The sequence below is a fragment of the Actinokineospora sp. genome (assembly GCF_052390155.1).
Lineage (GTDB): Bacteria > Actinomycetota > Actinomycetes > Mycobacteriales > Pseudonocardiaceae > Actinokineospora.
Window position 1 is genome coordinate 36,192 of record NZ_JBQTHF010000003.1, and the last position, 13,125, is coordinate 49,316.

Consider the following 13,125-nt stretch of genomic DNA (forward strand, 5'->3'; position numbering starts at 1 on the left):
CGTGATGGACGACTGTGCAATCAACCGTCCATCATGGTGTGCGCACCGTTTGCTCAAGGCTCGGCTTTCTTCCAGACTCACGGGTGTTGTCGCGAGGCGGGAGGTACCGCCGGTTGGACGGCTATTTCGGGTCCTACGCGTTGGTCGGCCTGCTGATCGTGGTGGGCGCGGCGTTCGTCGCGGTGTCCTACGGCGCGAACCGGCTGCTCAGCCCGGACCGGCCGACCGCCCAGAAGCTGCTCACCTACGAGTGCGGCGTCGATCCGGTCGGCGGCGGTTGGGCGCAGTCCTACGTCCGCTACTACGTCTTCACCTTCCTCTACGTCGTGTTCGCCGTCGACGCCGTGTTCCTGTTTCCGTGGGCGACGGTGTTCGCCGCGCCGGGCTTCGGGATCGCCACCCTGGTGGAGATGTTCGTGTTCCTCGGTTTCCTGGCCGTGGGAATCCTCTATGCCTGGCGCAAGGGAGTGCTGTCTTGGGTGTGACCGACCTGCCGGAGCCGCGCATGGGACTGCTGCCCCAGGTGCCGAAACCGATGCGGTTCGTGCTGAACTGGGGCAGGCGCTACTCGCTGTGGGTGTTCAACTTCGGGTTGGCCTGCTGCGCCATCGAATTCATCGCGGCCTCGATGAGCAGGCACGATTTCATCCGGCTCGGTGTGATCCCGTTCGCGCCGAGCCCGCGCCAGGCCGATCTGATGATCGTCTCCGGCACGGTGTCGGACAAGATGGCCCCTGCCGTGCAACGGTTGTACGAGCAGATGCCCGAGCCGAAGTACGTGATCTCCTTCGGTGCCTGCTCGAACTCCGGCGGCCCGTACTGGGACTCCTACTGCGTGACCAAAGGTGTGGACCAGTTGATCCCGGTCGATGTCTACGTCCCCGGGTGTCCGCCGCGGCCGGAGGCGCTGCTGCACGGGATCATGAAGCTGCAGGACAAGATCGCCGCCGAGGAGTGGGCCGACCGGGGGTCGCCGCGGGCGCCCGAATATCCCTCGCTCACGCGGATTCCCGATGACTCCTGAGGAGTTGCGCGCGCGGGTGGTCGCCCGGTTCGGGCCGGTCGCCGCCGAGATCAGCCACGGCCAGTTGACCGTGGACGTCGATCGGGACACCTGGATCGCCGCTCTCACCTTCGCCCGCGACACGCTGCTCTGCGGGTACTTCGACTGGCTCTCCGCGGTCGACGAACTCGACGGCGAGCCGCCCGGCATCCGGGTGGTGAGCCACGTGTACTCGCTGCAGCGGCGCCATCATCTGCTGCTGCGCACCCTCGTGCCGGGCGACGACCCGCGGCTGCCCACCGCCACCACTGTCTACAAAGGAGCGAACTGGCACGAGCGGGAGACCTGCGAGATGTTCGGCGTCGAGTTCGCCGACCACCCGAACCTGATCCCGCTGCTGCTGCCGGACGGCTTCGCGGGCACCCCGCTGCGCAAGAGCTTCGTGCTCGCCTCGCGGGTGGCCAAGCAGTGGCCCGGTGAGGTCGACCCCGGCCAGTCGGTCGGCGACCTCAAGCCCAAGCGCAGGCGCAACCTGCCCCCCGGGGTGCCCAACCCGGACGAGTGGGGTCCCGCCGCGACCCGGGCGGCGGAGCCGTGACCGTCGCGGGCGTGCTGGACGTCGCGCTGCGACTGGGTGTCGTGGTCGCGGCGTTCCTGCTGGTGCCGCTGCTGGTCGGGCAGTTGGAGCACAAGACGATGGCGCACATGCAGGCCCGGCTCGGCCCGATGTACGCGGGCGGCTTCCACGGCTGGGCGCAGCTCCTCGCCGACGGGGTGAAGTTCGTGCAGAAGGAGCACGTCGTCCCCACCCAGGCGGACCGGTCGGTGTTCTCGCTGGCGCCCGCGGTCGCGCTGCTGCCGTACCTGGTGGTGCTCGTGGTCATCCCGGTGGGACCGGGCATCGTCGCGCTGGACCTGGACATCGGGCTGTTCTTCGCGCTCGCGGTGATGAGCGTCAGCGTCGTCGGGTCGATCATGGCGGGGTGGTCGAGCGCCAACAAGTACGCGCTGCTCGGCGGTCTGCGCACGGCCGCGCAGTTGATGGCCTACGAACTGCCGCTGGTGCTCGCCGCCGCGTCGGTCGCGATGGCCGCCGGAACCCTGTCACTGAGCGGGATCACGGTGGCGTGGCAGCCGTGGTGGCTGGCCTGGCAGGCGGTGGCCGCAGTGGTGTTCTTCGTCGCCGGGCTCGCCGAGCTGGCCCGGCCGCCGTTCGACATGCCGGTCGCCGACTCGGAGATCGTGCTCGGCCCCTACACCGAGTACACCGGGCTGCGGTTCGCGTTCTTCCTGCTCGCCGAGTACGCGGGCATCGTCGTGCTCTGCGCGTTGACCACCGTGTTGTTCCTCGGCGGCTGGCGCGGGCCGTTCGCCGACGACACGCTCGGCCCGGTCTGGTTTCTGGCCAAGGTCTTCGCACTGTCCTTTGTGGTCATCTGGGTGCGGGTGAGCCTGCCCCGGCTGCGGGAGGACCAGTTGCAGCGGTTGGCCTGGCAGGTTCTCGTGCCGTTGTCGCTGGCACAGCTCGCACTGACCGGCGTCGTGAAAGTGGTGATCGGGTGAAGGTCTACGGCCTGGGACTCCTCAAAGGACTCGCCGTCACACTGCGGACGATGACCCGCCGGTCGGTCACCCGGCAGTATCCCGAGGTGCAGCCCGAACTGCCGCCGCGCAGCCGCGGCGTCATCGCGCTGCTGGCGGAGAACTGCACCTCGTGCATGCTGTGCGCGCGGGAGTGCCCGGACTGGTGCATCTACATCGAGTCGCACAAGGAGACGCTGCCCGCCGCGGTCGAGGGCGGCCGGGAACGCAACCGCAACGTGCTCGACCGGTTCGCCATCGACTTCTCGCTGTGCATGTACTGCGGGATCTGCGTCGAGGTGTGCCCGTTCGACGCGCTGTTCTGGTCCCCGGAGTTCGAGTACGCCGCGCAGGACATCACCGAGCTGACCCACGAGGTAGACCTGTTGCGGGAGTGGATGTGGACGGTGCCCCCGCCGCCCGCGCTCGACGCGGGAGCGGACACCGCCAAGGAGATCCTCGCCGCCGCGAAGGCCGACGAGGTGGACGGCGGCACGCCGTGACGGGCGCCGAGATCGCCTTCGTTGCGCTGGGTCTAGTGGTGCTCGTCTCGGCCGTGCTCGTGGTGAGCAGCCCACAGTTGGTGCGCGCGGCGCTGTGGCTGGTGGTGGGCTTCGGCGCGATCGCCGGGTGTTTCCTGGTGCTCACGGCCGAACTGGTGGCCTGGGTGCAGGTGCTGATCTACGTCGGGGCAGTGGTCGTGCTGCTGCTGTTCGGGATCATGCTCACCCGGGCGCCGATCGGCCGGTCCGCCGACCTGGACAGCGGCAACCGCCCGGCCGCGCTGGTGGTGGCCCTGGGCACCGCGGCGATCCTGGTCACGGTGCTGCTCCTCGGGTTCCGCGGCGCGTACTTCGACCTCGGCGGCGATCCGGCGGGCGGCGCGGAGGTCATCGGCGCGGGCATCTTCCGGTACTGGGTGCTGGCCTTCGAAGTGCTGTCGGTGCTGCTGCTCGCCGCCCTGGTGGGCGCGATTATCTTGTCCCGCAACGACATCGGACCAAGTGCGCCCGCCGAGCCCGCGGCCTCGGCACCGGAGGGGAGCCGGTGATGCACATTGCGTATCCGCTGGTGCTGGCCGCGCTGCTGTTCTCCGTCGGCGTGTACGGGGTGCTGGCCCGGCGCAACGCCATCCTGGTGCTGATGTCGGTCGAGCTGATGCTCAACGCGGTCAACATCAACCTGATCGCGTTCGACATCTTCCTCGCCGACACGCTGCGCTCCGGGCAGGTGCTCACGCTGTTCGTGATCGTCATCGCCGCCGCCGAGGTGGGGCTGGGCCTCGCGATCGTGCTGCTGGTGTTCCGCAACCGGGCCACTGTCGCGGTGGATTCCCTGCGGGACTTGGCAGACCGCGACGAGGCGCCGTCGGGGGTGGGCCGATGACCACGACGCTCGCGGCGTTCGCGGTGCTGAGCCCGTTCGCCGCCGCGGTGGCCGGAATGCTGCTGGGGCGCCGGATTCCGCCCGGCGTGCTCGCCGTCGCGGGCACCGCGGTCAGCGCGGTGCTCGCGGTGTTCGTCGTGCTCGCCGTGGTCGGCGACCCGACGCGGGTGTGGGAGACCTCGACGCTGCTGACGCCGACCGGCACCGTGCCGGTCACCCTGGGCGTGCGGGTCGACGCGCTGTCCGCCGCGGTCGCGGTCATGGTCGCGCCGGTCGCGCTGGCCATCCAGGTGTACTCGATCGGTTACCTGCGCGGCGATCCGCGGTACTCGTCGTATGCCGCGCTGGTGTCGCTGTTCACCGCCGCCATGCTCACCGTGGTGCTGTCCGCCGACCTGATGCTGATCTACGTCGGCTGGGAGGTCATGGGCATCTGCTCGTACTTCCTGATCGGCCACCACTGGGAGCGGCCCGCGACCTCGGCCGCCGCGGTGAAATCGTTCCTGATGACCAGGTTCGGCGACGTCGGGTTCCTGTTCGGGATCTTCGTGCTGGGGATGGCCGCGGACTCGTTCCGGGTCTCCGCCGTGCTCGCCGCCGTGCCCGCCATGTCGGACGGCACCCTGCTCACCGCCACTTTGCTGCTGACACTGGGAGTCGTCGGCAAGGCGGCCCAATTCCCCTTGCACAGTTGGCTTCCCGACGCGATGGCCGGGCCGTCGCCGGTGAGCGCGCTGATCCACGCCGCGACCATGGTGGCCGCGGGCGCCTACATGGTCGCCCTGCTGTTCCCGGTGTTCGCCGCCGCGCCGATCACCCTGGACGTGCTCGCCGTGCTGGCGGTCGTCTCCATGCTCGGCGCCGCGTTGGCCGCGCTCGTCGCCGACGACCTCAAGCGGGTGCTGGCGTACTCGACCATCAGCCAGCTCAGCCTGATGTTCGCCGGTCTCGCGGTCGGCGGGCGCACCGCGGCGGTCAGTCACCTGTTGTCCCACGCGGCTTTCAAGGCGCTGCTGTTTCTCGCCGCGGGCGCGGTGATCCTGGCCGTGGGCAGCAACCTGCTGGCCGACATGGGCGGGCTGCGGCGCGCCATGCCGGTCACCTTCGCGACCATGACGGTCGGCTTCGTCGCGCTCGCGGGGCTGCCGCCGACGAGTGGATTCTTCAGCAAGGACGCCATTGTCGCCGCCGCCGAGCATGCCGCGACCGGCGCCGGGTCGCCGGTCGGCGCGGGCACCGCGTGGGTCGTGCTGGTCGCCGTGCTGCTGACCGCCGGGCTCACCGCGGCCTACGCGACCCGGGCCTGGCTGCTGACCTTCTTCGGACACGCGACCGGTCGGACAGCGCGCGAGGTGTCGCCGCTGCTGCTGGGCCCGCTGCTGGTGCTCGCGGTTCCCGCGCTGCTGTTGGGTTTCGGCGGACTGCGCTTCGCCGAGCTGCGCCCGGAACTGGTCAGCACCCTGGTCGCGCTGGCACCCGCGGTGCTCGGCGCGGGCGTCGTCTACACCGCGTGGCGGCGGCAGCCCGCCGGGGACCCGGTCGCCGCGCTCGGCGGGCCACGCGCGGTGTTCGCCACCGCGTTCCGCACCGACGACCTGTACGAGCGCACCGTCGCCCCGGCGGTCATGGGCCTGGCGGGCGGCGTCGTCGGCGTGGACAACCGGGTCGTCGGGCGCGCGGTGACCGGCGCGGGTCGCACCGCGCGCCGGATCGGTGGCGTGCTTCGCCTGACACAGAACGGAAACGCGCAGTTCTACCTGACCGGGCTGCTGGCGGGCGTGTTGCTGATCGCGGTCGGCGTGGTGGTGCTGCGATGACCGTCCTCACCGTCCTGCTCATCGCGGTCCCGCTGGCCGGTTGCCTCATCGTGCCCGCGCTGCCGCGGCGGCGGGCGGTGTCCTTCGGCGTCGTCGTCACCGGGCTCACGCTGCTGATCGCCGCGGCGATGGCCGTGTCGTTCGACTACGGCCGGACGGCCGAGATCCAGTTCGCGGTCGACCAGCCGTGGATTCCGCCCATCGGCCTGCGCTTGCACCTCGGCGTCGACGGAATCTCGCTGCCGCTGGTGGTGTTGACCGCGCTGCTGTGCGCGTTGTGCGCGATCTACACCACCCGACCGGCGGGCGAGCCGATCAGGCCGCGCGCGTTCGTGGCACTGGTGCTGCTGACCGAGGTCGGCATGCTCGGCACGTTCGTGGCGCTGGACCTGTTGCTGTTCTTCGTGTTCTTCGAGGTCGTGCTGGTGCCGATGTACGCGATCATCGCGGGCTGGGGCGGTCCGGCGCGGGCGGCGGCGGCGCGCCAGTTCATCCTCTACACCCTGCTCGGCTCCGGCGTGCTGCTGGTCGGGCTGCTGCTGATCTACGCCCAGGCGTCCACTTTGGACATGGTGGTGCTGGCGTCGATGGGCGGCGCGGCGATCAGCCCGGCCCTGCAGGTGGTGGCGTTCCTGCTGGTCGCGGGCGGGTTGGCGGTCAAGGTGCCGATGTGGCCGCTGCACACCTGGCTGCCCGACGCGCACACCGAGGCGCCGACGGTCGGGTCGGTGCTGCTGGCCGGGGTGCTGCTGAAGATGGGCACGTACGGGATGGTGCGCATCGCGGTGCCGATCCTGCCCGAGGGGGCGCTGGCGCTGGCGCCGTTCCTCGGCGCGCTCGGCGTGGTCGGCATCATCTACGGCGCGCTGGCCTGCCTCGGGCAGCGCGATCTCAAGCGGCTCATCGCGTTCTCCAGCGTGGGCCACATGGGTTTCGTCCTGCTCGGCATCGCCACGCTCACCCCGGCGGGCATCAATGCCGCGCTGTTCGCCAACATCGCCCACGGCCTGATCACCGGTCTGCTGTTCTTCCTGGCGGGCGCGATCGCCCAGCGCTACGGCAGCACCGACGTGGACAAGCTCGGCGGCGGCCTGCTCGCCAAGGCCCCACGGCTGGGTTCGCTGCTCGTGCTCGCCGCGGTGGCCAGCCTCGGATTGCCCGGCCTGGCGGGGTTCTGGGGCGAGATGCTCGCGATGCTGGCCGCGTTCGACCCCGCTCCGGGGCTCGATCGCGGGCTGTACCTGGTCTTCATGGCGATCGCCGGGATCGGGGCGGTGCTCACCGCGGCGTACTTCCTGGTCATGCTGCGTCGGGTCGCCCAGGGCACGGTCGCCGAGCCGGTCGGCACCCTGCGCGTCGCCGATGTGACCGGCCGTGAGCTGGTGGCGTGGGTTCCGTTGGTACTGCTGGTGTTCGCGGCGGGGCTGTGGCCGCGCCTGGTGCTCGGCGTCACCGACGGCGCCGTGCGCGCGCTGCTGGGCGGGGGCTGAGCCATGCCGACCGTGCAGAGCATCGATTACCTCGCGATCGCGCCGCCGCTGGTCCTGGCGCTCGCCGCGCTCGCCGTGCTCGTCGCGGACACCCTTGTCCCACAACGACTCCGCGGCTGGATTCACGGCGGCGCGGTGGCCGGAACGCTGCTCGCGGTGGGTGTCGAGGTGCCCCTCGCGATCGATGTGCTGTCGGCGAACCGGCCGCGCGGCACGTTCTGCGTCGGCACGGGGGAGCAGCTCTCCTGCTCGTACGTGGTGGACGAGTTCACCGTGCTGTTCCAGGTGGTCATGCTCGTCGCGGCCGTCGTCGTGCTGCTCATGGCGCACACCGAGGTGCGCGACACCCGGCTCCCGGTCGGCGAGTTCTGCTTCCTCGTCCTGGCAGCACTTTCCGGGGCGCTCGCGCTGGTCGCCGGGCGGGACTTGATCACCCTGGTGGTGTGCCTGGAAGTCGTGTCGCTGCCGCTGTTCGCGCTGGTGGCGCTGCGCCGCTACGACGGCCGCTCGTCCGAGGCCGGGCTCAAGATGTTCCTGGTCTCGGTCATCTCCACCGCGGTCATGCTGTTCGGCATCAGCCTGGTCTACGGGGTCACCGGAACCATGTTCCTGGACCGGATGGCGGTGGCGCTGGCCGAACCCGGCCCACTCGGCGGCGTCGCCACGGTCGGCGTGGTGCTCGTGCTCGTCGGGTTCGGGTTCAAGGTGTCCGCGGTGCCGTTCCACTTCTGGGCGCCGGACACCTACCAGGGCGCGCCGGTCTCGGTCGCGGCGTTCCTCGCGGTGGTGTCCAAGGCCGCCGGGTTCGCCGGGCTGATCCTGGTGCTCACCATCGGATTCGGGCCCTACAGCGGGGTGTGGGGCCCGTTGGTGGCGGTGCTCGCGGCCGTGTCGATGACCGTCGGCAACCTGGTGGCGCTGCGCCAGCGGACGCCCATGCGGCTGCTCGCGTGGTCCTCGATCGCGCAGGCGGGCTACATGCTCGCGCCGCTCGGCGCGGTCGGCGGCATCGCGGCCGGGGCGACCCGGCAGGCCGAGTTGGACGAGCTGATCGCCGCGACGGTCGGCTACGTCGCGATCTACTCGGTGATGAACATCGGCGTGTTCGCGGTGATCGCGTTCATCGGCTGGATCGGCAAGCTCGGCGGCGGAAACATCGACGACTACCGCGGCCTCGCCCGCTCGCACCCGGCCGTGGCGATCGCGCTCGCGTTCTTCCTCGCCTGCCTCGCCGGGCTGCCACCGGGGCTGGCAGGCCTGTTCGCCAAGATCGTCGTCTTCCGCGGTGTGGTGGACAACGGCTACGGCTGGCTCGCGGTGGTCATGGCGGTCAACACCGTGATCGGGCTCTACTACTACCTCGCCTGGGCGGCCCGGCTGTTCGGCCCGCGGCCCGCTGGCCAGGGTGTCCACTTCGGACAGGTGTCGGCGCCGGTCGGAGCGGCTATCCTGATGGCCGCGGTCGCCACGGTGGCGATGTCCGTGCTGCCGCAGTTGGTCCTCGGCATTGCCCCATTCGGCACGACGGGAGGCTGATCCGGTGAGCGAGCTTGCGAGCGAACCACAGTCGCAGCGCGAAATTCAGGCCACTGTCGCGACCTTCATCCGGGAGTCGAACAGCGGCACCGTGCTGCTCGACTCGGGCGCCGAACTGTCCTTCGACGCCAAGGCGTTCGCGCGCAGTGGGCTGCGGATGTTCCGGCTCGGCCAGCGGGTGGTGCTGCGGGTCGTCGGCGGCCAGGTCGTGGCCATCACCCACATCTGTTTCCCGTTGCACTGAGGTGGCGACGTGTCGTGGACTATCGGATCACCGCGGCCGAGCGGGCGCGGTTCAAACGCTGTAGGCGGCAGTGGGATTTCGCCTCCCCACATCGGCGCGACCTCGAACCCGTCGATTCCGCGGCGGTGAGCCTGCCGCTCGCGATCAAGGACGCGCTCGCGGTCTACTACTACCCCGGCACTTGGGATTGGCACCGCGAACTGGTGCTTTCCCTGGTACACAAGGCATTTCTGCGGTCGGTGCGGGAGCAGTCCGATCCGCCGGACGCCGGGGTGGTCGAGGTCGGCACCGCGTTCCTGGCGAACTACAGCGCGTGGGCGCCCACGGTGGACGACTTCGCCCCGGTCAAGATCGACCACGACGTCGAGGGGCTGCTGCCCGATCCCCGCGATCCGCTGGCGGGCCTGGTCACCCCGGACGGGCGGCGGATGATCTACGCGACCCGGGTCGACCTGCTCGCGGTCGACGCCGCCGACGAGTACTGGGTCGTGCGGCACCAGGTGGTCGAGGACTGGCAGGACGTCGACATGCTGCTGCTCGACGAGGCCGCGGTCGCGGCCTGCTGGGCGTGGGAGCAGGTGTACCTGGGGATGGAGATCGCGGGCACGATCCACAACGAACTGCGCACCGACCCCACGCCGCCGCCCGGCCCGCTGGAGAACGCGGACCGCGTCGCCCAGCACGAACCCAGCGGCGGCGGTCGGGCCATCCCGCAGCACCGGCGGCTCTACGCGCGCGCCAAGCAGGCGGACATGGACCGGGTGGTGCGGCGCACCGCGGGACCGGTGCGGCGCACCCGGATTCGGCGCGGCCGGATCGAGATCGCGGCGGCGGGCGCGCAACTCGGCGCCGAGGCCCTGGACATGGCCGACGTCGACCTGGTCGCCTATCCGGCGCCCGCCCCGCACTGCCGGACGTGCCGGTTCCGCCCGCCGTGTCTGGCCATGATGGACGGTGCCGACCCGGAAATGCTGCTGTCGAAGGGATTTCGGCCGCGGCCCCCGACGTTGCGGCCCAAGCCGAGGCTGGGTCAGTCGACGTGGGGATTCGGCAGGGGAGCCGCGCCGCCACCAGAGTGGTGACCTACTTGTCGATGTCGCCGACCACGAAGAACATCGACCCGAGGATGGCGATCATGTCGGCGAGCAGGGTGCCGCGCATCAGTTCGGGCAGCACCTGGATGTTGTTGAACGACGCCGACCGCAGCTTCAGCCGCCACGGCGTCTTCTCGCCGCGCGAGACCAGGTAGTAGCCGTTGACCCCCAACGGGTTCTCGGTCCACGCGTAGGTGTGCCCCGGCGGTGCTTTGACCACTTTGGACGTTCGCGCGCAGATCGGCCCGGGCGGCAGCTCGACGATCCGGTCGAGGCAGCGCTCCGCGAGATCGAGCGAGGTGTACACCTCGTCGAGCAGGCATTCGAAGCGGGCCAGGCAGTCGCCCCCGGTCCGGGTCACCACCGGCACGTCCAGCTCGCCGTAGGCGAGATAGGGCTCGTCGCGGCGAAGGTCGAAGTCCAGGCCGCAGGCGCGCGCGATCGGCCCGGACACCCCGTATTCCGCGGCCTGCGCGACCGACAGCACGCCGACGCCGCGGGTCCGGGCGTGGAAGATCTCGTTGCCACGTACCAGGTTGTCGATGTCGCGAGTGCCGCGTCGCACGTCGGCGACAGCCTGCCTGGCGCGGACCGGCCAGCCCGCGGGCAGGTCGTCCTTGAGGCCGCCGACCCGGTTGAACATGTAGTGCATCCGGCCGCCGGAGACCTCCTCCATCACCTGCTGGAGGACTTCACGCTCCCGGAAGGCGTAGAAGATCGGCGTGATGGCGCCGAGTTCGATCGGGTAGGAACCCAGGAACATCAGGTGGTTGAGCACCCGGTTGAGCTCGGCGAGCAGCGTGCGGATCCACACCGCCCGCACCGGCACCTCGATGTCGAGCATCCGCTCCACGGCGAGCACGACGCCCAACTCGTTGGAGAACGCGGAAAGCCAGTCGTGCCGGTTGGCGAGCATGATGATCTGCCGGTAGTCGCGGACCTCGAACAGCTTCTCCGCGCCGCGGTGCATGTAGCCGATGATCGGCTCCACGTCGGTGATCCGCTCGCCGTCGAGCCGCAGCCGCAGCCGCAGCACGCCGTGCGTCGCCGGGTGCTGGGGGCCGATGTTGAGCACCATGTCCTCGGTGGCCAGCTCGGCGGCGCCCGATCCGATCGCGACTGTCCGTTCGGTACTCATCCGGTCGTCCCTCCACTGTGGTCCAGCAGGACCGCGGGCACGGTGACGCCGACCGCCTGCACCAGCCAGTCGAAGCCGCCGAGGCCCGCACGGTCGATCAGGTCCGCCTCGTCGCAGGCTTGGCGCAACTCGCGCAGGTAGCGCGGCGGATCGGTGCGCGCGAGCGCTATCGGCGGCCGGGTGCCGCGCACGCCGAGTGCGCGCAGTGCCGCGCGCTGGGTGGTGAGCAGGGTTTCGCCCGCGCCCGCCAGGACCCCCGCGGCGGCGCAGGCGTCGGTGGCCACGTGCGCGGTGATGTCGCACGAGCCGTCGGGCACCGGGGACACCTGGCGGCCCGCGCGGTATCCGGTCAGCGTGCCGAACGGCGGCCTGCCGGGCAGTCGGTGGGCGTAGTCGGCGGCGACCGCGACGCCGCGCCGAAGCGCCCGCACGACGCCTGCCCACGCGTCGTCGCGGGGACGGCCGACCTCGGCCCGCGCGCCGACCCTTGCCAAGGGCCACCAGCGAACCAGCCAGTCGAGGTCGGCCGCGTCGGGGATGTCGCCGAGGCGTTCGGCGCCGGACTCCGGCTCGACCAATACTATCCGCGGTCCGTCGGCGGTGCGCTCGACCACGTCGACGGGCACGTTGTCGAGCCACTCGTTGGCGACGACCAGACCGGTGACGGCGTGGGGCAGGGCCGCGGTCCAGGTGATCCGGGCCGGGAGGTCGGCGGGCCGCGGGGCGAGTTCGACCGTGGTCAGCCGCAGTCGCGCGCTCAACTCTGGTCCGGCGAGCCGGGCCAGGCCCGCGAGCAGTTCGCCGCCGCCGCCGCCCACGTCGACCACGTCCAGCGCCGCGGGGTGGTCGAGCATGCGGTCGACGTCGTGCAGCAGGACGAGAATCGCGGCCGCGTAGGCGGTGGGGGAGTGCGCGGAGGTGCGGAAGTGCTCAGCGGGCCTGCCCACGCGGTGGAACCCGGACTCCGCGTAGAGCGCGCGATCGGTTGCCGTGCGCCAGGACTGCCAGGTGTCCGGTGCCCGCTGCCTCATGCCAGCACCGCGGCCGTACCGGGGTGCGCCACCCGGTGGTTGACGATGTCGAGCTGGCGGACGGTGTAGCGGCGCAGGAAACCGAGCTGCCGGGCGGTGAGTCGGTCGCAGATCCAGTCCCAGTGCAGCGACACCCAGTCGCCTGTGGACAGTGCGGTGTGGAACTCGGCGGGCCGCACGGATTCCACCGCGGGCTCGGCGAAACTCAGCAGCCTGCCGTCGGCCCGCAGGGCGCGCGACCGCACCAGCACCCGGTCGCCATGTACGGACACCACGCGGCCCCACCGGATTCGGCACCGGTCGAGCACCGTCAGCGCGTGCGCTCCGGCCTTGTCGTCGCCGAGCAGGCGCAGCCACGGGTAGACGCAGAACACCTGGAAGCTGTGGTGCGGCACACCGCCCGCGAGCACGCTCGCCACGAGATGCGGGAACTGCTTGCCGGTGCTCGGCTTGAACCGCTCCTCCATCGAGTTCGCGATCGCGGGCACATCGATCGCGTCCAGCAGCCGGTTGCCGAGCCAGTACGCCTCGACCACCCGGTGGTCGAGCGGATCGCGGATGCCGGTCGCGCCCGCTATCAGCTCCAGGTACGGCCAGGCGCCGGAGAATCCGCGGACCAGGCGGACCAGGCCGCGGTCGTCCGCGCCCGCGGCGCGGAAGCTCAACAACTCGTCGCTGTCGGCCGGACCGCAGAAGCCGAGCGAGTTCGGCGGGTAGGCGTAGCGGAAGAACAGTTCCGCGCCCGAGTGCCCCACCGCGAGTGAGCCCATCCCTCAAGGTAACGCCGCCGTATGGCCGCGGCAAG

The 13,125-nt window shown here is 70.8% G+C and carries 15 protein-coding genes; 12 read left to right on the forward strand and 3 right to left on the reverse strand.

The features are described 5' to 3' along the window. Nucleotides 1-113: 113 nt before the first annotated feature. Genes ACT4N7_RS01475 through ACT4N7_RS01530 form a run of 12 tightly spaced genes read left to right on the forward strand, consistent with a single transcriptional unit; the run spans nt 114 to nt 10,139 of the window. Complete coding sequence (locus ACT4N7_RS01475; RefSeq protein ID WP_444826707.1) at nt 114-485, forward strand: NADH-quinone oxidoreductase subunit A; 372 nt, start codon at nt 114-116, stop codon at nt 483-485. Beyond that, a complete protein-coding gene (locus ACT4N7_RS01480; RefSeq protein ID WP_444826708.1) occupies nt 482-1,024 on the forward strand; it encodes an NADH-quinone oxidoreductase subunit B in 543 nt (180 codons plus the stop codon). Before ACT4N7_RS01475 ends, ACT4N7_RS01480 begins: the two co-directional genes overlap by 4 nt. After that, entirely contained in the window at nt 1,014-1,601 is a 588-nt protein-coding gene (locus ACT4N7_RS01485) for an NADH-quinone oxidoreductase subunit C (protein WP_444826709.1), read from the forward strand. The genes ACT4N7_RS01480 and ACT4N7_RS01485 overlap by 11 nt, the downstream gene beginning before the upstream one ends. Then, nucleotides 1,598-2,566, forward strand: a complete 969-nt coding sequence (locus ACT4N7_RS01490; protein WP_444826710.1) for a complex I subunit 1/NuoH family protein — start codon at nt 1,598-1,600, stop codon at nt 2,564-2,566. Before ACT4N7_RS01485 ends, ACT4N7_RS01490 begins: the two co-directional genes overlap by 4 nt. Next, the gene (locus tag ACT4N7_RS01495; protein ID WP_444826711.1) at nt 2,563-3,087 is read left to right on the forward strand and encodes a NuoI/complex I 23 kDa subunit family protein; all 525 of its coding nucleotides are present in this window, start codon (nt 2,563-2,565) and stop codon (nt 3,085-3,087) included. Before ACT4N7_RS01490 ends, ACT4N7_RS01495 begins: the two co-directional genes overlap by 4 nt. Further along, complete coding sequence (locus ACT4N7_RS01500; RefSeq protein WP_444826712.1) at nt 3,084-3,635, forward strand: NADH-quinone oxidoreductase subunit J family protein; 552 nt, start codon at nt 3,084-3,086, stop codon at nt 3,633-3,635. The genes ACT4N7_RS01495 and ACT4N7_RS01500 overlap by 4 nt, the downstream gene beginning before the upstream one ends. Further along, the gene (gene nuoK / locus ACT4N7_RS01505; RefSeq protein WP_444826713.1) at nt 3,635-3,970 is read left to right on the forward strand and encodes an NADH-quinone oxidoreductase subunit NuoK; all 336 of its coding nucleotides are present in this window, start codon (nt 3,635-3,637) and stop codon (nt 3,968-3,970) included. The genes ACT4N7_RS01500 and nuoK overlap by 1 nt, the downstream gene beginning before the upstream one ends. Then, entirely contained in the window at nt 3,967-5,787 is a 1,821-nt protein-coding gene (locus tag ACT4N7_RS01510; protein ID WP_444826714.1) for an NADH-quinone oxidoreductase subunit 5 family protein, read from the forward strand. The genes nuoK and ACT4N7_RS01510 overlap by 4 nt, the downstream gene beginning before the upstream one ends. Further along, complete coding sequence (locus tag ACT4N7_RS01515; RefSeq protein ID WP_444826715.1) at nt 5,784-7,277, forward strand: complex I subunit 4 family protein; 1,494 nt, start codon at nt 5,784-5,786, stop codon at nt 7,275-7,277. Before ACT4N7_RS01510 ends, ACT4N7_RS01515 begins: the two co-directional genes overlap by 4 nt. Before the next feature lie 3 nt (nt 7,278-7,280). After that, nucleotides 7,281-8,813 (forward strand): NADH-quinone oxidoreductase subunit N, encoded by a 1,533-nt coding sequence (locus tag ACT4N7_RS01520; protein WP_444826716.1) that lies wholly within the window; start codon nt 7,281-7,283, stop codon nt 8,811-8,813. Between the two features lie 4 nt (nt 8,814-8,817). Next, on the forward strand, nt 8,818-9,057 hold the full coding sequence (locus ACT4N7_RS01525; protein WP_444826717.1) for a hypothetical protein: 240 nt from the start codon (nt 8,818-8,820) through the stop codon (nt 9,055-9,057). 14 nt (nt 9,058-9,071) lie between these two features. Further along, entirely contained in the window at nt 9,072-10,139 is a 1,068-nt protein-coding gene (locus ACT4N7_RS01530; RefSeq protein WP_444826718.1) for a hypothetical protein, read from the forward strand. Nucleotide 10,140: 1 nt separating this feature from the next. Here the strand turns inward: ACT4N7_RS01530 and ACT4N7_RS01535 are convergent, their stop codons facing one another. From ACT4N7_RS01535 to ACT4N7_RS01545, 3 genes are read right to left on the reverse strand one after another with little or no spacing between them, the layout of a single operon-like run. After that, nucleotides 10,141-11,289 carry an NADH-quinone oxidoreductase subunit D gene (locus ACT4N7_RS01535; RefSeq protein ID WP_444826719.1) on the reverse strand — a complete coding sequence of 383 codons (1,149 nt, stop codon included), beginning with the start codon at nt 11,287-11,289 and terminating at the stop codon, nt 10,141-10,143. Further along, the gene (locus ACT4N7_RS01540; protein WP_444826720.1) at nt 11,286-12,320 is read right to left on the reverse strand and encodes an SAM-dependent methyltransferase; all 1,035 of its coding nucleotides are present in this window, start codon (nt 12,318-12,320) and stop codon (nt 11,286-11,288) included. Before ACT4N7_RS01540 ends, ACT4N7_RS01535 begins: the two co-directional genes overlap by 4 nt. Continuing rightward, nucleotides 12,317-13,090 carry a DUF6390 family protein gene (locus ACT4N7_RS01545; RefSeq protein ID WP_444826721.1) on the reverse strand — a complete coding sequence of 258 codons (774 nt, stop codon included), beginning with the start codon at nt 13,088-13,090 and terminating at the stop codon, nt 12,317-12,319. The genes ACT4N7_RS01540 and ACT4N7_RS01545 overlap by 4 nt, the downstream gene beginning before the upstream one ends. Between the last annotated feature and the right edge of the window lie 35 nt (nt 13,091-13,125).

Coding starts and splice junctions, on each gene's coding strand:
- ACT4N7_RS01485 (WP_444826709.1), top strand. CDS start 1,014: ATGACTCCTGAGGAGTTGCGCGCGCGGGTGGTCGCCCGGTTCGGGCCG.
- nuoK (WP_444826713.1), top strand. CDS start 3,635: ATGCACATTGCGTATCCGCTGGTGCTGGCCGCGCTGCTGTTCTCCGTC.
- ACT4N7_RS01510 (WP_444826714.1), top strand. CDS start 3,967: ATGACCACGACGCTCGCGGCGTTCGCGGTGCTGAGCCCGTTCGCCGCC.
- ACT4N7_RS01515 (WP_444826715.1), top strand. CDS start 5,784: ATGACCGTCCTCACCGTCCTGCTCATCGCGGTCCCGCTGGCCGGTTGC.
- ACT4N7_RS01520 (WP_444826716.1), top strand. CDS start 7,281: ATGCCGACCGTGCAGAGCATCGATTACCTCGCGATCGCGCCGCCGCTG.
- ACT4N7_RS01535 (WP_444826719.1), bottom strand. CDS start 11,289: ATGAGTACCGAACGGACAGTCGCGATCGGATCGGGCGCCGCCGAGCTG.
- ACT4N7_RS01540 (WP_444826720.1), bottom strand. CDS start 12,320: ATGAGGCAGCGGGCACCGGACACCTGGCAGTCCTGGCGCACGGCAACC.
- ACT4N7_RS01545 (WP_444826721.1), bottom strand. CDS start 13,090: ATGGGCTCACTCGCGGTGGGGCACTCGGGCGCGGAACTGTTCTTCCGC.